Source organism: Campylobacter sp. CCS1377 (assembly GCF_040008265.1).
GTDB lineage: Bacteria > Campylobacterota > Campylobacteria > Campylobacterales > Campylobacteraceae > Campylobacter_D.
The window spans coordinates 1,288,844-1,308,070 of the sequence record NZ_CP155620.1; the positions used below are offsets into that span (position 1 = coordinate 1,288,844).

Here is a 19,227-nt window from a genome sequence, read left to right on the forward strand (position 1 = left end):
TTTAATCCGCTTTAAATTCCATATTAGCAGAATTTAGCGGATTAACTTTTTCTTTCATGATATCAATATAATCTTTATTTTTAAGTCTTACATCATCTCTAAATACAGCACGAACAAGATCCATACCCGTGTAAAAATCTTTCATCAAAACGACAAAAAGATACTGTCCAAAAGAAGTTGAATACAAACAACCATCTTTTTCATAAATAGCATTAGCAAATTTTAAACCTAATAATTCTATGTATAAATCTTTTTTTAAATCACATTCTAAAGTTTGATTAAATTTTTTAATTTCGATTTTTCCTGAAAAAATTTCGGTTAAAAAACAGTATTTAATAATCTCTTTTTTATTAAAATTTGCCTTTGCGATATTAGCATTTTGTTTTTGTCTTACAAAATTAGAATAATCATTTAAATTAAAAGCATTGATTAAGAGCTCCCCATCTAAAAAGCTAAAAGCACCGCTACCCACACCTAAATACTCGTGATGAGAACCTACATATTCATCGTTTAACTTAGTTTTTTCTAAAGAAAAACTCCAGCCATTATTACACTGATAGTCTTTAAAAAAATCGCGTATTATTTGATAAAATTCAAATTCATTATCCTTAATGCTTACACCCAAAGCTTTAGCAATATTTTCTTTTGTAAGATTTGATTTCATTAAAGGATAAGTTGTGATTTGCTGTGGAGCCAATTTTTTAGCAATTATCAAATCACTTAAAAGTTGTTCTTTGCTTTGCGAAGGAAAATTAAAAATCAAATCAATACTAAAAATAGGCAAAATTCCAAGTGCTTTAGAAATTTTTTCTTGCAAAAATTCACTAGAACCAAATTTATCATATCTAGCTACTTTTTTTAAAATTCTATTATCAAAACTTTGCACTCCACAACTCAAACGATCTATAAGTCCTTTAAACATAGAAAGTTTTTTTGGATCTATGTGATTTGGATCGCTCTCGCAAGAAATTTCTTTGATATTAAAAAGCTTTTTACAAAGCTCTAAAGTTTTAATCAATTCCTCTTCATTGATTAAAGTTGTCCCACCCCCAACATACATAGAAGTAAAATCAAAGCCCTTATCTTTAATTTGTTTGATTTCCTCCCTTAGACTTTGAAAATAATATTTTGCCAAATCTTCTTTGTAGTAATATTTATGAAAACTACAATAAGGACAAAAAGTATGGCAAAATGGAATGTGAGCATAAAGCATATACTCTTTGCTAGAATTAGGAATTTTTTCTTGCCCTTGTTTTAAAAGTTTAACATTAAAACCTTTTCTTAAAGATTGCTGCATCATTATATGAGAATATTTTAAAGCTAAATTTTGTATAAAATTCATTCAATTTTCCATAAATTGTATTTATAAAAGGCTAATTTTAACAATTTTTTTAAAAAAAATACTTAAATTTTATATAATAAATAAAAAGGAGTAAAAATGAAAAATAAAAGCGAAATAATTGAAAAGTTAAATTCATTATTTAAAAGTCGAGCAGAATTTTATAAACTTTTTGATAAACACATACCAAAGATTAACAACACAGAGGTTTTTGACTTTCAAAAAGCACAAAACATAGATGCAAAAGAACTATATGAAACTTTTTATCATTTTGACTATGCTATGAGAAAACTCTTACCTAGCATATATCAAGCTTACGAAATTCAACATGAAGATTTGGATAAAAATTTTTAGAGAGTTTATTGCTCTCTAAATTTCATATCTAATTGATTGCTTTTTTCCTCAACGCCTTGCATCAAATTTTCACTAGCATTAAAACCACCACCAAATGCCTTAATCACATCAACAATAGCAATAATCAAATCAAAATTAGAATCAGAATAAGAAATTCTCGCACTCAAATAATTTCTTTGCGCATCCAAAAGTTCGATCAAAGCAGAATTTCCATTCTCATAACGAAATTGTGCTAATTCATAAATTCTACTTTGAGCTTCAAGTAAATTTGCATAATTTTGATTATTTTCATAGGCACCGCTTCTTGCATTAAGTGCTGTTCTGATTTCTCCAAAAGCCATCTTTAAAATATTTTCATAATTTAAAAAAGCTTCATCTTTCGTAAGTTTTGCAAGATCTACACTTGAGCTAATTTCTCCAAAATGAAAAATAGGCATTAAAAAATTCCCTGCTACATTCCAAGTTTTACTTCCACCTTCAACCAAAGTATCCAAATCCCTACTTTCAAAACCAAGCAAACTTGTTAAAGATAAATTCGGCAAATAAGCTGTTCTTGCAACACCTACAAGATAATTTTTCTCTTCCAATCTCTTAAGTCCTGCCTTAACATCAGGTCTTAAAAGCAATACTTCACTGGTAATACCTTGTGGAATTTCAATTGCATACTCATTTAATTCTTTAGCTTCTATGCTTTTATATAAAATATCATCCATAGTGCTTGATACAAGTATCATCAAAGCTTTTTCGTTAGAATCTTTAATCACCTGAGTACTAACAAGCATAGCTTTAGCTTTATCTAACTCTGCTTTTGATTGATAAAGCTCATATTCACTAATCCCGCCAGCATTGAATTGCTCTTGTTTTAACTCATAAGTCATAGTATAAGCTTGAACTGTTTCGGTTAAAATTTGCACTTGTTTGGCATATTTTATAACATTAAAATAAGTCTTTGCGACATTAGCCGTTAGTGTCAAATAAGCCACTTCATAATCATAAGCACTGGCAGTATAAGCAGCCTCTGAAGCATTAAAAGTGTCGCGATATTTTCCCCACAAATCCACTTCATAGCTTAAATTCAAACCCAAGTTAAAATTGTTACCCACTCTACTTTGTCCTGATTGTGTATTTGTAGAATTTGCTTGAGTTTTTCCTCTGCTTGCACCGGCATTTGCATCAAGCTTTGGAAAAAGATTGCTACGATCTATGCCCAAAGTTGCCGCAGCCTGCTCAAGTCTTACAAAAGCGATTCTTAAATCAGTATTATTTTCTAAAGCCTTTTGCATTAAGGAATTTAAAGTTTCATCGTTAAATTGTTTCCACCATTCTTTATCATAGCTAAAATTGTTTTCAACCACAGGTGTATAATTTGCTTCTGGCTCTACAAGTTCTGGTTTTAAACTACAACCCACAATCAAAAAACCCAATAAAAATACTAAAAACTTATTCATGAATTTTTCCTCGTTTTTTATCTAACCAAGCATTAAAGCTTTCCAAAATATAGAAAAACAATGGAACAAAAAATAGAGCAAGAGTAGAAGCTGCGATAATACCGCCCAAAAGCCCAGTTCCTAAAGCGTGACGGCTAGCACTTCCTGCACCATAAGCAAAAACCAAAGGTAAAATTCCAAAACCAAAAGCTAAAGAAGTCATTACAATTGGTCTAAATCTCAATTTTGCTGCAGCAACTGATGCATCAAAAATACTCTTACCTTTTTTCAAATGCTCTTCCATTGCAAATTCAACAATTAAAATCGCATTCTTAGCTGAAAGTCCTATAAGTAATAAAAGTCCTGTCTGAAAATATATATCATTGTTTAACTCTCTAAACCACACAAAAAGCAAAGATCCAAAAGCCGCAAACGGAACAGCTGTAATAACAGCAACTGGCATGAGCCATCTTTCATATTGTGCCGCCAAGATCAAAAATACAAAAACCATACCAAAAATCAAAGAAATATAGCCCGCACCACTACTTGTTACTTCTTGATAAGCTGAACCTGACCAAGCAATAGAATAATCCTCGCCTAAAGTCTGTTTAGCTACTTCGCTAATGGCAGTAATAGCTTGTCCCGAGGTATATCCCATAGCAGGATCGCCTTGAATTTGAGCCGCTGGGAAAAGATTAAAACGCTTCACATCATCTGGTCCAGCACTTCTTTTTAAAGTTAAAATTGAATCTAAAGCTATAGTAGAACCATCATTAGATCTTACATAAATATTTTTAAGTGCTTCTTGGGTATTTCTAAAATCCCCTAAAGCCCTAACATTAACTTGGAAATTTTTTCCTAACATTGTAAAATCATTAACATAATAAGTCCCAATAGTTGAACTAATAGTGTCAAAAACATCTTGCATATTAAGTCCGTAAAGTTTTAACTTATCACGATCAATTTCCAATTTAAACTGCGGAAAACTTGTATCTAAAGTTGTTCTAACATTGGCAAGCTCTGGTCTTGTTCTTGCTACTTCAAGCATTTTATTTACATCGTTTTGAATTTCATCATAACTTTTTCCACTTCTATTTTGCACATACATTTCAAAGCCACCAGTGATACTCAAACCTGGAATTGGAGGTGGATTTACAAAGAAACTTTGTGCATTTCTATCACCTGCATATTTTTTACTTAAATGTGCAATGATATCAAAAGAACTAACATTTCTATCATTCCAATTTTCCAAAGAAATAAACATTGCTGCTGCATTTTCTTTCAAAGAACTTGTAAACAAATCATAACCTATCATAGCCATACTACTTTGCACTCCATTAGTTTGCATTACTTCTTTAGAAAGATTATCCACTTCTTCTATAGTTCGATACAAAGATGAAGCCGCTGGTAGATTAATAATACTCATTACCGTTCCTTGATCCTCAAGAGGCACTAAAGAATTTGGAACTTGCTTATAAAGATAATAAGTTCCACCCAACATCACACAAAAAAGAATTAAAAATATGGCTATTCTTCGGAGCGTAAAAGCAACCCCTGCGCTAAAAACTTTGGTAGACCAATCAAAAAAATCATTGAATTTTTGAACAAAATAAAAAGGCTTAGACTCATTGCGTCTTAAAAATAAAGCACACAAAGATGGAGTTAAAGTTAGAGCCACAAAACCCGAAATAGCAACCGAAATTGCCAAAGTTAATGCAAACTGTTTTTGAATTTGTCCAACAAAACCTGAAGTAAAAGCAACAGGAATAAACACAGCACAAAGAACCAATACTATTGAAACAACAGGAGAGGCAACTTCTTGCATCGCCTTAATAGCTGCTTCTTTGATAGTAATATCTGGTTCTTCGTGCATAATTCTATCTATATTTTCAACCACAATAATAGCATCATCAACAACAATACCAATAGCTAAAACTAAAGCAAAAAGAGTCAGCAAATTTACACTAAATCCTAAAACATATAAACCAGCAAAAGTCCCCAAAATAGAAACTGGCACAGCAATCATTGGGATAATAGTCGCACGGAAATTTTTAAGGAACAAATACATTACTATAAGAACAAGTACCAAAGCTTCTGCAAAAGTTTTCATCACTTCTTTAATAGAAGCATTAACAAAAATCGTCGTATCATAAGGCACTTTATAAGACAGACCTTGTGGAAAACTCTTGGATAATTCTTCTAATTTTTTTGCCACCAATTCAGCTGTTTTAACCGCATTAGCCCCAGACTGCAAGTTAATAATAATAGGCACCGCATCATTTCCATTTAAGCGCCCTTGTGAGCTATATTGTTGTGAACCAAGTTCTATATTCGCAACATCCTTTAGTCGCAAAAATGATCGGTCTTCATTAACTTTTAAAATAATATTGCCAAATTCTTCTGGATTTTGAAGCCTTCCTTGCATAGTAATAGAAAACACTTTTGGAGATTTTTGCACAACAGGCTCTTCTCCAATTTTCCCTGTAGCATACTGTGCATTTTGCTCATTAACCGCAGCTAAAACTTCAGATGCTGTAACACCATATTTGCTTAATAAATCAGGCTTTAGCCATATACGCATAGAATAATTTCTATTTCCAATAGCAAAAGCATCACCCACACCAGGTACTCTTTTCAAATCATCTAAAATATTTAAAGTAATATAATTATACACATCAACAGCACTCATACTGCCATCGGTTGAATACACGGAAATAGCTTGCAAAATACTTGAGGAGGATTTTCTAACTGTAACCCCAAGCTTTTTAACTGCTTCAGGTAATTTTGCGGTAGCGGCTGAAATTCTGTTATTAACATCTACCGTAGCTTGATCAGGATCTGTTCCTATATTAAAATAAACAGTTAATCTCATTTGTCCCGAAGAACTTGAAGTTGAATCCATATAAATCATATTTTCAACCCCATTAATCGCATCTTCTATAGGTGTTGCGACAGTCGAGGCAATAGTTTGCGCATCTGCTCCTGTATAAGTTGCACTCACGCTAACAGTTGGTGGTGTTAATGAAGGATATTGCTCTACAGGTAAATTCATATAACTAATTATACCCGCAATGGAAATAATAATCGCCACAACAGAAGCGAATACTGGTCTTTCTATAAAAAATTTAGAAAACATTATTTGCTCCCAACTTCAACAACTTCTGAGCCTATTCTGATTTTTTTAAAATTATCCATAATAATCTTATCTCCATTTTTTACACCTTCGCTTACTATGGCATATTCGTTATTTTGATAAATAATTTTAATAGGACTTTTTTCAACTTTACCATTAACTAAGGTATAAACATACACTTCATTTTGATTTTGCAAAATAGCTATTTGAGGAATTTTAAAACCGTTTTTTTGAACAAAACCTTCAGTTGTAATTGTGGTAAAAGTTCCAGGAAGTAAACTGCCATCTTTATTTTTAAATTTACCTTTTGCTTTAACGCTTCCACTATTGGCATCAATTATAGAGTCGATAAAATCAAGTTTTCCTGTAATGGTTTTTCCACTCACCACAATTTGAGTATCGATGTTTTTCAATTCCCATTTTCCTGTTTTTAAATTGCGATTGATATTTAATTTATCTGTATCAGAAATATAAAATTCTGCATAAATAGGATCTAAATTTGTAATCCTTACCAAATCAGAACTGGTAGCATTAACATAATCACCCACATCAACCAAAGAATCACCTAAAATTCCATCAAATGGAGCACTTACTTCAGTGTATCCAAGATCTAATTTAGCATCTTGTAATTTTGCTTCTGCGTTCTTTAATGTGGCTTCTGCGTTATTGAAGGCAGCTAAAGTCGTATCATAATCTTTTTGAGAAATAGCCTTTTTTTCAATTAGAACTTTATTTCTTTCATGTTCTTTTTTAGCATTACTTAAAGTAGACTTTGCAAGTGCAACTTCCGCAATAGCCATATCTACGCTAGCTTTATACTTATCAGGTTCTATCAAAAAAAGCTTATCATCTTTTTTTACCTTATCACCAGCTTTAAAATACTTCTTCACTATCGCACCACTTACTTTTGGCTTGATAATTACATCCATATCTGTTACAAGTCTTGCCGGATAAGAAAAACTTAAAGGTATATTTTCAGCTTTTGCCACATAAACACTTACAGCTTGAGGTGGCATTTTCTTCTGTTGTTGAGTTTTTGTTGCATTTTTATCCAACATTAACTTGAGTTTATCACACCCACTTAGTAACAATAAACTTGATACAACCAAAACTGTATATTTCGATAAAAATTTCATATTCTACCTTTTATTATTAATTTTTTATTTCGTAACCAATATTACAAAAATATATTGACGCAAATTCTATATTAAATTTGATTAATAGTTAGCAAATAGCATTCCTAATTTCAAACTCTACCTTTTTAAAGTGAATTTTGTGTGAATTTTATTTTTCAAAATTTCCGGTAGGAATTCCATTTAAAAACAACCTTACAACAAAATCCACATGTTCTTCTTGCTCTGCCTTATTCATAGGAGCTAAATCTGTTAAAATATGAAGATTATGAAAGGGCTGTATAAGCATAGTGCAAAAAATTTCCGAAAGTTTTTTTGCATTATTAGCTATAAAATTGTTCGTACTTTTGGAAAAATAATCATTCAAAACATTTCTGGCAAACATTTTATCGTCATCATCTAGCCATTTAGCGAGCCGTTGCTTACTATCATAAACTCTCGAAAAAATAATCTTTCCTATGGAAATGACTTGAGTTTGATTAAAAATTTCTACAAAAACCATTCCAAAAGATCGCAAAACATCTTCCAACTCGTTACTGTAAATATCTCCCATTTTAAATGATATTAATTCAGCGTGTTCTTTGCATAAATCACTTAAAATTTCAAAAAATAAACCTTCTTTATTTGTAAAAAAATCATAAATATTTGAAAAAGAACCATTTGCCTGCTTAATAATCTCACTTAAACTTGTTTCATCATAACCTTTTTGTAAAAAAAGCTGCAAGGCAATGGCTTTGATCTTTTCTCTACGAGCAAGATTTTTCTTTGTCAAAGGTTTATTTTGCTCTTGCACGCTCTAACTCCGTTGTTTTTGGATAAACAAAAATAGAATTTCTTTTAACAACAATGCGTTCTTTATCATCTATGGCATAAGCTGTAATAATTATAGGGATAATACTGTCTTTTTTATCATCACTAGCCAATTCCTTTATAGCCTTTAAAACAACTATTTTTTTAGCTTTTGCATTTGCCTCTAACTTAAATGGAGCACTTGGACGCACAATTTTAATATTTTGCTCATTACTTCCTTGAATTTGAACATCAAAATAATACTCATGAGTTTTATTATCAGTATTTTGAAATAAAAGGGTATATGCATTGGTAATTTCTAAGCCATTTTGTTTGTTTTCTATGCTATAAAGTTCGCTACTACGATTGACATTTAAAAGCATATTTTCTTTAGTTTGACTCATTAAAATTAAAGCAATTAATGCTATAAGTAAAACAATACTGTAAGCAACAGTTCTAAATCTAAAATATTTTACTTTTTGTCTTGTTTTTATGGCTTCTGAACTAGTCCAATTAATTAAACTTGGACGATTAAATTTAGCTTGAATTTTAGAACATGCATCAGCACACTCAAGACAATTAATACAATCAAGCTGCATTCCTTGTCTAATATCAATATGTGTAGGACATACACTTACACAAGCTTCACAACCTATACATTCGCCTTCTGGTGGTTTTTTATAAAGCTTAGTTTTACCATCATACACTACTCCGCCTCTTTGATCATCATAAATCACTTGCACAGTATGCCGATCAAACATTACTGATTGAATTCTTGCATAAGGACAAACATAAACACAAAATTTTTCCGCCAAATAAGTTACATCTAAAGTCAAAAATAAAGAAGCGCAAAAGATAATTCCCATAAGCAACAAATGCTCACTAGGATTTTGTATATATACAAAAAAATCTTCAGGCGGTATAAAATACCAAAGCAAATTACTCACAGCAATGATAGAGATACAATAAAACAACAATACGGCTATAATTTTTTTTATATAATCGCCCGAATATTCTTTTTGTTTATCTTGAATGCTTTTGCGAATACCGAGTATTTTTGTTTGAATTAAATCCCTATAAATTACCCTAAAGATAGTTTGTGGACAACTCCACGCACACCAAACCCTACCAGCTAAAGTTGTAACAAAAAATATAGTTAAAAATAAACCAATAAGAACAAAGGGCATGAGATATAACTCTTGCGTATCAAATGCAGTAAATAATAAATTAAGTTTCTTATGATCAAAACTGAGTAAAAAAAAGTGATTGCCATTAATGGTAATAAAAGGCAATACAAAAATCACAATAGTTGTTAAACCATACCACCAATACCTTTTTAAAACATAATTTGTTATCTTACTCATTTGCATAAAAATACCTTTATATGAACTTAAAAATGCTTATATTATAACTCTTTAAAACTAAAAAAATTTTTTAGTTTTAGCAAAAAAATATTAGCTGTTACAATTTTAATCACTCGTTTCTTAAAGTATCTAAAATACTTACTTCAGTTGCTTTTTTAGCAGGATAATAAGAGGACAAAGCTACAATGACAGCAGAACCCAAAAGAGTTAAAATAAAATCAACTACAGACAAATCTAAAGGCAATTGACTAGATCCGTAAACATCTGCTGGAAGTTCTATAATATTAAAATTTCCTAAAATTCCCAAAACAATAAAGGCAAGTAAAGTACCCACCACCATACCACTTCCGCCTATAAAAATACCCAAAATAAAAAAACTTTTTTTAATTTCAATTTTGCTCGCTCCAAGTGCCAATAATAAAGCAATTTCAGAGCGTCTATTCATCACTAACATCAATAAAGAACTGACTATATTCAAACTAGCAACTAAAATAATCAGCATTAAAACAATAAATAACACCCTTTTTTCCAAAGCCAATGCAGCAAAGAAATTTTGATTATTTTCCCACCAACCAAAACTTGCATAATTATTTCCTAAAAAATCTTGAATTTTTTTCACATCATCAAATGGCTTTTGTGAATATACATGTATGCCATCATAGCCGTTGCTATAAGATAAAACCTTGCGTAAAGCATCCACATCTGCATACATATAAGCCTTATCATAGAACAACAATCCTGAATGAAACTTCGCTTTTACATCGAAACGTTTGGTTTGCGGAATTAAAGAAAAACCACTGGCGTTTAAATTTGAAAATATTAAGGATAATTTATCATTTTTAGACAAAGAAAAACTATCCACAAGTGCAGAACCAACTACAATATCAAAATCCGTTAATTCTTGGTCACCAATAGCCTTTTGTATTACTTCATTAATTTTAACTTCATCTTTAAATTTAACTCCAAATAATACTCCCCCTTCAAAACGATTAGTCCCTTTAATAATAACTTGAGTGCTAATATATGGACTAAAAAGCAAATTTGGAAATTGTTGTTTTAGCTTATCAACCAAAGCATCATCAACTTGTGCATAAAATTTTGGCACAATGGTAATAGGATAATTCATTACAAAAAAGCGTTTTTCAAACTCTTTATCAAAACCATTCATGATAGCCATTGCAACAAGCAAAACACAAAGCCCTACACAAACTCCTAAAAAAGCCAAAAGCATAGAAAGCATGATAAAAGGTTGCTCTTTGTCAAAGCGCAAATATTTAAAAAGCAGATATCTTAAAACGCTTTTTTTCAAGCTAAAATTCCTTGTTTAGGACCACTTTTACCATGACATTCTTTAAATTTCTTGCCACTTCCACAAGGACAAAGTGCATTTCTTGGAACTCTTTTAAAATCTTGATTTGAAATACTTTGATTTTCTTCATTTTCCAAATTTTCACCTTGATTTTCTCTGGTTAAAACAATACTAAAAAGCAATTTAATACTATCAAATTTAATACGCTCTACAAGCTCTAAGAAAAGATTATAACTTTCTTTTTTATATTCAACAAGTGGATCTTTTTGATTATATCCACGAAGTCCAATTCCAGTTTTTAAAACATCCATTTGATACAAATGTTCACGCCAAGCATTATCTAAAACTTGAAGATATAAAATTCTTTCAATGCGTCTAAGTTCTACACTTGGGACATCTTTCATTTTTTCATTATAAGCATTTTCTAGCTTTTCATTTAATTTTGATTCAATTTCCACTGCGCTTAAATTCAAAAAGTCTTGTTCTAAAAGTTCCACAGAACATTCATGCAAAACCCTCTGTTTTATTTTTTCAAAATCAAAATTTTCATTTACACCATTCATTGCATCATTTATTAAATTTACACTATATTCAGAAATATTTTGACTGATTTTTGCACGGATATCAAATTCTTCATCCAAAAGTTCGTTACGATAGTGATAAATAGTTTTTCTTTGCTCATTTGCTACATCATCATATTCAAGCAAGTGTTTTCTGCTTTCAAAATGTAAACTCTCAACCTTTTTTTGTGCATTTTCAACCGCTCTTGTAACTATGCTTGATTCTATATGTTCACCCTCTTTTATCCCTAAACGCTCCATAATATTTTTAATGCGATCACCGCCAAAAATTCTTAAAAGATTATCTTCTACACTTAAATAAAAACGACTAATACCTGGATCACCTTGTCTTCCCGCACGACCACGGAGCTGATTATCAATTCTACGACTCTCGTGTCTTTCTGTACCTATGATATAAAGTCCACCCAAAGCCCTTATTTCATCATCGATCTTTATATCTACACCACGACCTGCCATATTTGTAGCAATAGTTACTGCGCCTTTTTTACCCGCATCTTGTATGATTAAGGCTTCTTGTTCGTGATTTTTCGCATTTAAGACATGGTGGGGGATTCTTTCCTTAACAAGCATATTATGAAAAACCTCACTTCTTTCAATGCTTGCAGTTCCTACAAGCACAGGCTGTCCTTTTTTATGAGCTATTTTAATTTCTTCAATAACAGCCTTAAATTTTTCATCTTGAGTTTTATAAATTAAATCATCTTTATCTTGTCTTTTAATAGGAATATTTGTAGGAATTGAGATAACATCTAAATTATAAATTTGAGAAAATTCCGTCGCTTCAGTTTGTGCCGTCCCTGTCATACCGGCTAATTTCTTATACATTCTAAAATAATTTTGGAAAGTGATATCAGCCAAAGTTTGACTTTCTTCTTGAATTTTTACATTTTCTTTAGCTTCTAAAGCTTGATGAAGTCCATCGCTAAAACGGCGTCCTTCGCTTAAACGACCCGTAAATTCATCTACAATTACAACTTCATTATTTCTTAAAACATAATGCACATCTTTTTCAAAAAGATTATGAGCTTTTAGAGCTTGATCAAGTTGATGGGCCAAAATAGCGTTATCAAGGCTATATAAATTTTCAACACCAAACAATTTTTCAGCCTTTGAAATGCCCTCTTCAGTGATAAGTATAGTTCTATTTTTTTCATCTACAACAAAATCGCCTTCAGGTTTTTCAGGAGGTAAAACCGCTTGTGCACGCTTCATTTGCTTAGCTACTTCATTAGCCTTGATATAGCCATCTAAAGTCCTATTTGCTGGACCACTAATAATTAAAGGAGTTCTTGCCTCGTCAATTAAAATACTATCCACCTCATCAACAATTACAAAATTATGCTCTCTTTGAACTTTTTCTGCCTTTGAAAATTTCATATTATCGCGCAAATAATCAAAACCAAATTCATTATTGGTCCCATAAGTGATATCGCAATTATAAGCTTGCCTATTTGCCTCATCATTAAACTGATTAGACAAAATAACGCCAACGCTAAAACCTAAGAAATTATAAATTGCACTCATCTGCTCTGCATCTCTTTTAGCTAAATAATCATTTACGGTTACAACATGCACACCCTTGCCACTCATAGCATTTAAAACTACTGGTAAAGTAGCCACAAGAGTTTTACCTTCCCCTGTTTTCATTTCTGCAATCTTACCTTCATGCAAAACCATACCGCCAATCAATTGCACATCAAAATGACGCATATTTAGCGTCCTTTTACCCACCTCTCTAACGATAGCAAAAACATCATTTAAAATACTATCCAAACTTATATTTTCTTTGATTACCTTATCTTTTAAATCCGCAAAAACTTTTTTTAAATCCTCATCGCTAAGCTTTTGATATTTTTCTTCTAAAGCATTTATTTGCGCTACTCTTTTAAAGTATTTTTTTATAGCTCTAGCGTTTTTTGTTCCAAAAATTGCTTTTACAATATTTAAAAACATCTTTAACCTTTTTCATTTAAATTTCATAAGTTGTGATTATAACTTTTATTTAATTAATCTTAGCTAGAATATCTTTAAAATTTGTTATTTTTTGGAGCAAATCAATGAAAATTTTATTTTTTCTTATCTTGATCGGTGTAAAAATTTTAGCTTTTGATCCTAAATTCAAAACTTTTTCGAGTGATTTTTTACAAAGAGTAGATTCAAAATCAAATTCAATTGAGTATAAAGGCAATTTCATTTTAACGCAAAATCAAGCTTTTTGGAATTACACCTATCCTAGCAATAAACAAATCTATATCCAAAACAATGAAATTATCATCATTGAACACGATCTAGAACAAGTCATTTTCGCCAAACTTCAAACCCTACCTAATTTAAGTAAAATTTTCAAACAAGCCACAAAAATTGATACAAATCTTTATGAGGCAAAATATCAAAATATAACTTATAAAATTACCCTAGAAAATGATGAAATCAAAAGCATCTCTTATCAAGACGAGCTAGAAAATATCATTACTATTGTTTTAAACAATGTCAAGCGCGACGAGATTATTGATAAACAAATTTTTGAAGCAAAAATCCCGCCACACTATGACACAATTTATTAATTAGTAGGATCAAATTTTATATCAAAGCCTGTGGAATTTTTTTCTACACTTTGATTATTTTCTAATTGCTTTAAAATTTGTTCGTTTAATTTTTCTTTTAAACTAGGTAAATTTATATCGTCGCTTCCATTTTCATCTTGAAAAAGAGTATCAATTTGTTTGATTTTAAAGGGTTGATTTTTTTGCATTTTCTGAATTTCTTCTTTAGGTTTTGTGCCTTTTATCTCATTTTTTTCATCAATATTTTGCAAAAAACGCTTAAACTCTTCCAAATCAAATTCTTTTACCCCATTTAAAGAAATGAAATAAATATTTTTAATCTGCAATTTATATTTTTTATTTATAAATTTTATAAGCGTTTCTTTAAATTTATTTTTCCCAAGTTCTGTAAAAATATCTTCATAAAAAAAACTCGAAATCACAGTATTAATACTGTCTTTAATTTTGGCGCTATTTTGCTCTAAATTTTGCCCTTCAAATTCCAAAGTCATTTCAATTTTTTTCAACGCATTTATTGTGCTTTTAGAATACAAATCTGTTCTAAAGTTTTCTATCACCAAAGCCTTTAGTGCTAAAACGCTTATAAATAAACATAATAAAATCTTCATATTATCCCTTCTTCTAAATTTAAAAAATGCGTTTGTTTGTAAAACTCTAATACTTTTATATCAAATTTTAAAATTTGTTTAAAATATAATTTAAAATCCATATTTTTTGAATAAAAAATTCTTAAAAAATTTGGATCAATCGCTCTAGAAAGCGCCACATAAAGTTGGCCGTTCTCAAAAATATTATCTATATCACAAATTAATTTTTCTATACTCATTCCTTGCGATTTGTGTATGGTAATAGCATAAGCAAGTTTGATAGGAAATTGTATCATTTTAGCACGAATTTGCTCATCAATTTTATCCTCTTGCAAATTCAATTCTTCAAGAGCAAAAGCATATGGTTCAAGGATAATTTCTTGATTATTGCTTTTACGAATTTTTAAATAAATTTGATCCTCTTGCTCAATAATATCACTAATAATCCCTTGCTCTCCATTATAATATCCTGCATCAAAATTATTAATACAAAAAATAATCTTAGCCCCAATTTTCACCTTCAGTTCTTCGGCCACATTAAGACTCTTAACCCAGTTAATCAAAATAAAATCATCTAATTTTTCATCAATTTTAATTAATTTTGATTTCAAAATTATGGGTTTTGAATGAAGTTTTTCAAGCTCTTGCTCATTGATTAAATCCGCCTTTTTATTTATCCCGCAAAGCAAAGTATAATCATTATTTAAGCCTATTTCTTGGGTAATAAAATTTTGAAAATAAGACACAATTTCTTCATCTAAAAATCCCTTTCGCAAAGCGGATAAATGAGAGTAAAATTGAATATTATTGGTTCGTTTTGCATTATTTAAACCAAGATTTATGAATGCAAAATCTCTCCACGCAAAAGAATCAAAGGCATAAAAACCCTGAGTAAATAAAGATTTATCTTCAGTTTTTACTACAGGAGGTAATTGAAAAAAATCCCCCACAACAAGTAATTTTCCATCAAATTCAGAATTTTTAAGTCTATAATAAATCATTTCAAAAACGCTTGCGCTAACCATAGAGATTTCATCAATGATAATCAAATGCGTCTTTTTTAAAATTTTCCTAAGTTTAATCAACTTATCCTTTTGTTTTCTATCATAAACCATTAATTCATCAAAATTCAAACAACGGCCTAAGGCAAAAAAACTATGCAAGGTAACTCCACAAATATTCAAAGCTGAAATTGCACTAGAACCCAAAGCTACAACATTTTTACCCTTATTTTTATAAGTTTTTTTAACTTCTAAAGTCAAATAAGACTTTCCAACCCCAGCGCCGCCACTCAAAAAAATATGATCTTTTTCTAAAAATTTTAAAATTTTATCCGTCATTGTTTTTATTCCTTAGTTATAATTATATCTTATATTTTAAAAACTAAAGCGAGCATAATGAAATACTTTTTTCTTTTTATTATTTGTATTTTTTTGACTTCTTGTTCCAATAAAAAACTGACTTCTAATTATTTGGATTTTAAATATCAACAAGATATTAATATCTTGCCAGCTCTTGACAAAAACCAAACCTTTTCTTTAAATAATTATAAAAAAAACTTTTTTTCTCCTTGGCATATGAAAATCACCCACAAAAATCCAGAGCAAATCTTTTGGTCTTTTAATTTCTATATGAATACTCAAAAAGAATTTTATTTCTTTAATAAACAAAAAATTCCAAAAACTTGGTTTGAAAAACAAATCACAAATGCCAATGCAAAAGATTTTTTAAAAATCAACAAAAAAGCACTTGTAATTAAAAATTCCTTACTAAAAAACTTGCCCGTGGATACTCCTATCTTACTTGATCCTTTTAAGCAAGGCGAAGGGATACCTTTTGATTATGCTCAAGATTCTGTTCTTAATATCGCAAGTGCCATTTTAGTATCTCATTATACTCTAGATAAACGCTTTGTTTTCGTTAATACTGAAAGTGGCTGGGGTTTTATCCCTGCGCAAAATATAGAATTTTTTAGCGACAAAAGAGCAAAAATTTATGAAAATTTAAATTTCATCACTCCTTTGAAGGACAAATTTCCTATTTATGATAAAGACGATAACTTCATATTTCAAACCCGTATTGGAGCTTTATATCCTTATTATAGTGAAGATAAAAATTTTTATTTTGGAAAAATTGGTTCTTTAAAATTTAAATTTCCAAAATCAAAAGCGGTAAAATTTCCTTTGGAATTTAATGAGAATAATTTAAAATCTCAACTCACTCAGCTTCTAGCTTTGCCTTATGGATGGGGAGGATATAACTATGAAAGAGATTGCTCTTTATTTTTAAGAGATGTCTTTGCTCCTTTTGGATTATATATGCCACGAAATTCAAAAGCACAAAGTGAATATTTTACCCAATTTAATATCAGCAAATTAAGCAATCAACAAAAACAAATTTTCCTCAAGAAATACGCCAAGACTTATTTAACTCTACTTTATATGAAAGGTCATATTATGCTTTATGCGGGGACTATTAATGATGATATTTTAGCCCTGCATAGTGCTTGGGGCGTTAAAACAAAAGATGATGGACGCTTATTAATCGCCAAAAATGCCATTACAACACTTGATATTGCTAGCGACAAGAAAGAAGTCGATAGCAAAGATTTATTTATTTCAAGACTTAGTGCGGTAAGTTTTTTATCTTTAAGCCAAGAAGAAAAAGAAGAAATTTCAAATTATCTTCAAAATATCAATTCTCATTAGCTTCTGCTAAAATTTTCTCTACATATTTTTGACGAAGTTTTGGAACAAATTCGCCAATTTTTCCATCATTAATCAACTTACCATCAGCTTTAATCACAGGCACTAGCAAAAGGGTTGCTGCAGAAATAAAAACCTCATCAGCCTCATAAACTTCATCCATACTAAAGGCTCTTTCTTCAATCATAAGCCCAACTTCTTTAGCAAATTTTAAAATATTTTTACGACGAATTCCAGGCAGTATTTCATTTGAAAAAGGCTTGGTAATTAAAGTTTTGTTTTTAATGATAAAAGCTGAAGAACTCGAACCCTCATTTACCTTACCATTTTCAATCATAAAAGCCTCATCAGCATTTGCCACAACAGCCTTTTCTTTTGCCATACATTGTGCTAAAAGCGAAATAGATTTTATATCGCGTCTTTTCCATCTTATATCACTCACGCTAACAATACTAATGCCTTTATCTTTTAACTCATTATCAAGCACTTTGCTTTCAAACACAAAAGCCATCACAGTGGGTTTTAAACCTTTTAAAAAAGCAAAATCCCTTGAAGCAACTCCACGCGTTATTTGTATATAAATTCCGCCTTCTTTAAGAGAATTTATATTGATTAACTCTTTTAAAATATTTTCAAATTCTTCTTTTTCATAAGGCAAAACCAATTGTATTGCCTCTAAACTACGCTTAAATCTCTCCCAAAACTCTTCCTTATCAACCATTTTACTTTTGATAACAGGTATTACCTCATAAATTCCGTCTCCAAAAATAAAACCCCTATCAAAAACACTCACTTTTGCCTCGCAAGACTTTAAAAACTCACCATTTAAAAAAATCATTTCCTTTTCTTGCATCATTTTTTATCCTTTTATAAGTTCTAAAATATCTTTATCTAATTCTAGCTGATTTGAGTAATAAAAATACTTAGCCAAAACTAAAATTCCAATATAAAATTCTCTCTTTTCATCTAAAAATTGCTCAATATACTCATGGGCATTTTGTATGATCTGTAATGCCTTTTTAGGGTGTGCGTTATAATAACAAATTTGCTCTTCTAAATTATTTTCATCGACCAAAATAAAATGCTCATTAGGAACAAGCTTTCCCTCCATAAACCAAGTTTCACAAGTCATCTTAGGCGATAAAACCAAAGAATTTGAACTTAAAGCCCATTTTAAATTACTTGCAACATCATTGCCTTCTAAAGAAATAATGAATTTATATTTCATTTGTTCTTGCTTACTTAAAAAACCTTTTCTCCACATTTTATAATCATTATTAGTACAACCCAAATCACACAAAGAACTCCCAAAATATCTTTCAAAAAATTCTTTTCTATGCTTTTGATAGATTGCACCTCTAAAAACTGCTTTGTTTTGCTTATTTTCAAAATTCATTTTATCTTCAAGAAAAACAAAATGCCTATTTTTATCAAGTTTTAAAATGATATTATTATAATTTTTCTCATTAAGAGGTCTTGATTTGCAAATGACTGGGGGGGGGCAAAAAGTGCAATTAATATCTCCGTATTTTTTCACCCACAATAAATCATCTTTAAAATATTTACTAATCTTATATCCATCATAAGCTAAAGAAGTTTTTTTAAAAGGCAGTTTGCCTATTTTTTCTTTTTCATGGCAGGCTTGTAAATCCTTAGAGAAATCTGAATTAATTTTATTATAATACCCTACTCGTTCGCTTATATAAGCTAAATTTTTCGCATCGTATTTTAAAATATCGCTAAAAATATCCTTTAATTTTCTTTGAAAGAAAATTCTTGGAATTAAAGCAACGCCAATACCTTTAACATTCATTACAAAACGACAATCAGACATTTCGCTCTCTTTAAATAATTTTATTTTAAAAAATTTCACAAAAATTATAATTATTTATGATAAAATTCAAAACAAAAAATTATACCAAAAACTCAGAAAGTTTATTTT

Annotated in this window: 15 protein-coding genes; 3 read left to right on the plus strand and 12 right to left on the minus strand. The window is 30.2% G+C overall.

All coding sequences use genetic code 11. The annotated features are described in order from the left end of the window. Position 1: 1 nt before the first annotated feature. On the minus strand, positions 2-1,342 hold the full coding sequence (locus AAH949_RS06500; protein WP_348518283.1) for a coproporphyrinogen III oxidase family protein: 1,341 nt from the start codon (positions 1,340-1,342) through the stop codon (positions 2-4). 96 nt (positions 1,343-1,438) lie between these two features. Between AAH949_RS06500 and cmeU the strand changes: the two genes are divergently transcribed. Then, positions 1,439-1,693 (plus strand): CmeU family protein, encoded by a 255-nt coding sequence (cmeU, locus tag AAH949_RS06505; protein ID WP_134238059.1) that lies wholly within the window; start codon positions 1,439-1,441, stop codon positions 1,691-1,693. A gap of 5 nt (positions 1,694-1,698) precedes the next feature. On the opposite strand, the gene AAH949_RS06510 is transcribed toward cmeU, so the two are convergent. From AAH949_RS06510 to secA, 7 genes are all read right to left on the minus strand, one after another. After that, positions 1,699-3,141, minus strand: coding sequence for a TolC family protein (locus AAH949_RS06510; protein ID WP_348518284.1), 1,443 nt, complete (start codon positions 3,139-3,141; stop codon positions 1,699-1,701). Beyond that, complete coding sequence (locus AAH949_RS06515; RefSeq protein ID WP_348518285.1) at positions 3,134-6,256, minus strand: multidrug efflux RND transporter permease subunit; 3,123 nt, start codon at positions 6,254-6,256, stop codon at positions 3,134-3,136. Before AAH949_RS06515 ends, AAH949_RS06510 begins: the two co-directional genes overlap by 8 nt. Further along, positions 6,256-7,389, minus strand: a complete 1,134-nt coding sequence (locus AAH949_RS06520; protein WP_134238062.1) for an efflux RND transporter periplasmic adaptor subunit — start codon at positions 7,387-7,389, stop codon at positions 6,256-6,258. The genes AAH949_RS06515 and AAH949_RS06520 overlap by 1 nt, the downstream gene beginning before the upstream one ends. Before the next feature lie 148 nt (positions 7,390-7,537). Then, positions 7,538-8,179 (minus strand): TetR/AcrR family transcriptional regulator, encoded by a 642-nt coding sequence (locus AAH949_RS06525; protein WP_134238063.1) that lies wholly within the window; start codon positions 8,177-8,179, stop codon positions 7,538-7,540. Further along, positions 8,163-9,539 (minus strand): cytochrome c oxidase accessory protein CcoG, encoded by a 1,377-nt coding sequence (ccoG, locus tag AAH949_RS06530; protein WP_348519146.1) that lies wholly within the window; start codon positions 9,537-9,539, stop codon positions 8,163-8,165. Before ccoG ends, AAH949_RS06525 begins: the two co-directional genes overlap by 17 nt. Positions 9,540-9,648: 109 nt before the next feature. Next, positions 9,649-10,848: an ABC transporter permease gene (locus AAH949_RS06535; RefSeq protein WP_134238064.1), complete on the minus strand. Its 1,200-nt coding sequence runs from the start codon at positions 10,846-10,848 to the stop codon at positions 9,649-9,651. After that, positions 10,845-13,382: a preprotein translocase subunit SecA gene (gene secA / locus AAH949_RS06540; protein ID WP_348518286.1), complete on the minus strand. Its 2,538-nt coding sequence runs from the start codon at positions 13,380-13,382 to the stop codon at positions 10,845-10,847. The genes AAH949_RS06535 and secA overlap by 4 nt, the downstream gene beginning before the upstream one ends. A 104-nt stretch (positions 13,383-13,486) precedes the next feature. Between secA and lolA the strand changes: the two genes are divergently transcribed. Beyond that, positions 13,487-13,993, plus strand: a complete 507-nt coding sequence (lolA, locus tag AAH949_RS06545) for a LolA-like outer membrane lipoprotein chaperone (protein ID WP_348518287.1) — start codon at positions 13,487-13,489, stop codon at positions 13,991-13,993. Here lolA and AAH949_RS06550 read toward each other — a convergent pair. Continuing rightward, positions 13,990-14,601: a flagellar basal body-associated FliL family protein gene (locus AAH949_RS06550; RefSeq protein ID WP_134238067.1), complete on the minus strand. Its 612-nt coding sequence runs from the start codon at positions 14,599-14,601 to the stop codon at positions 13,990-13,992. The two genes, lolA and AAH949_RS06550, sit on opposite strands and share 4 nt — an antisense overlap. Beyond that, positions 14,598-15,920, minus strand: coding sequence for an AAA family ATPase (locus AAH949_RS06555; protein ID WP_348518288.1), 1,323 nt, complete (start codon positions 15,918-15,920; stop codon positions 14,598-14,600). The genes AAH949_RS06550 and AAH949_RS06555 overlap by 4 nt, the downstream gene beginning before the upstream one ends. Positions 15,921-15,977: 57 nt before the next feature. On the opposite strand from AAH949_RS06555, the gene AAH949_RS06560 reads away from it, so the two are divergent. Continuing rightward, complete coding sequence (locus AAH949_RS06560) at positions 15,978-17,288, plus strand: SH3 domain-containing protein (RefSeq protein WP_348518289.1); 1,311 nt, start codon at positions 15,978-15,980, stop codon at positions 17,286-17,288. Here the strand turns inward: AAH949_RS06560 and AAH949_RS06565 are convergent. Then, on the minus strand, positions 17,275-18,138 hold the full coding sequence (locus tag AAH949_RS06565) for a D-amino acid aminotransferase (protein ID WP_348519147.1): 864 nt from the start codon (positions 18,136-18,138) through the stop codon (positions 17,275-17,277). The genes AAH949_RS06560 and AAH949_RS06565 overlap by 14 nt on opposite strands. Positions 18,139-18,144: 6 nt before the next feature. Next, positions 18,145-19,119, minus strand: coding sequence for a glycosyl transferase family 90 (locus AAH949_RS06570; RefSeq protein WP_348518290.1), 975 nt, complete (start codon positions 19,117-19,119; stop codon positions 18,145-18,147). Positions 19,120-19,227 lie beyond the last annotated feature (108 nt).

Coding starts and splice junctions, on each gene's coding strand:
- AAH949_RS06500 (WP_348518283.1), bottom strand. CDS start 1,342: ATGAATTTTATACAAAATTTAGCTTTAAAATATTCTCATATAATGATG.
- cmeU (WP_134238059.1), top strand. CDS start 1,439: ATGAAAAATAAAAGCGAAATAATTGAAAAGTTAAATTCATTATTTAAA.
- AAH949_RS06510 (WP_348518284.1), bottom strand. CDS start 3,141: ATGAATAAGTTTTTAGTATTTTTATTGGGTTTTTTGATTGTGGGTTGT.
- AAH949_RS06515 (WP_348518285.1), bottom strand. CDS start 6,256: ATGTTTTCTAAATTTTTTATAGAAAGACCAGTATTCGCTTCTGTTGTG.
- AAH949_RS06520 (WP_134238062.1), bottom strand. CDS start 7,389: ATGAAATTTTTATCGAAATATACAGTTTTGGTTGTATCAAGTTTATTG.
- ccoG (WP_348519146.1), bottom strand. CDS start 9,539: ATGAGTAAGATAACAAATTATGTTTTAAAAAGGTATTGGTGGTATGGT.
- secA (WP_348518286.1), bottom strand. CDS start 13,382: ATGTTTTTAAATATTGTAAAAGCAATTTTTGGAACAAAAAACGCTAGA.
- lolA (WP_348518287.1), top strand. CDS start 13,487: ATGAAAATTTTATTTTTTCTTATCTTGATCGGTGTAAAAATTTTAGCT.
- AAH949_RS06550 (WP_134238067.1), bottom strand. CDS start 14,601: ATGAAGATTTTATTATGTTTATTTATAAGCGTTTTAGCACTAAAGGCT.
- AAH949_RS06555 (WP_348518288.1), bottom strand. CDS start 15,920: ATGACGGATAAAATTTTAAAATTTTTAGAAAAAGATCATATTTTTTTG.
- AAH949_RS06560 (WP_348518289.1), top strand. CDS start 15,978: ATGAAATACTTTTTTCTTTTTATTATTTGTATTTTTTTGACTTCTTGT.
- AAH949_RS06565 (WP_348519147.1), bottom strand. CDS start 18,138: ATGCAAGAAAAGGAAATGATTTTTTTAAATGGTGAGTTTTTAAAGTCT.
- AAH949_RS06570 (WP_348518290.1), bottom strand. CDS start 19,119: ATGTCTGATTGTCGTTTTGTAATGAATGTTAAAGGTATTGGCGTTGCT.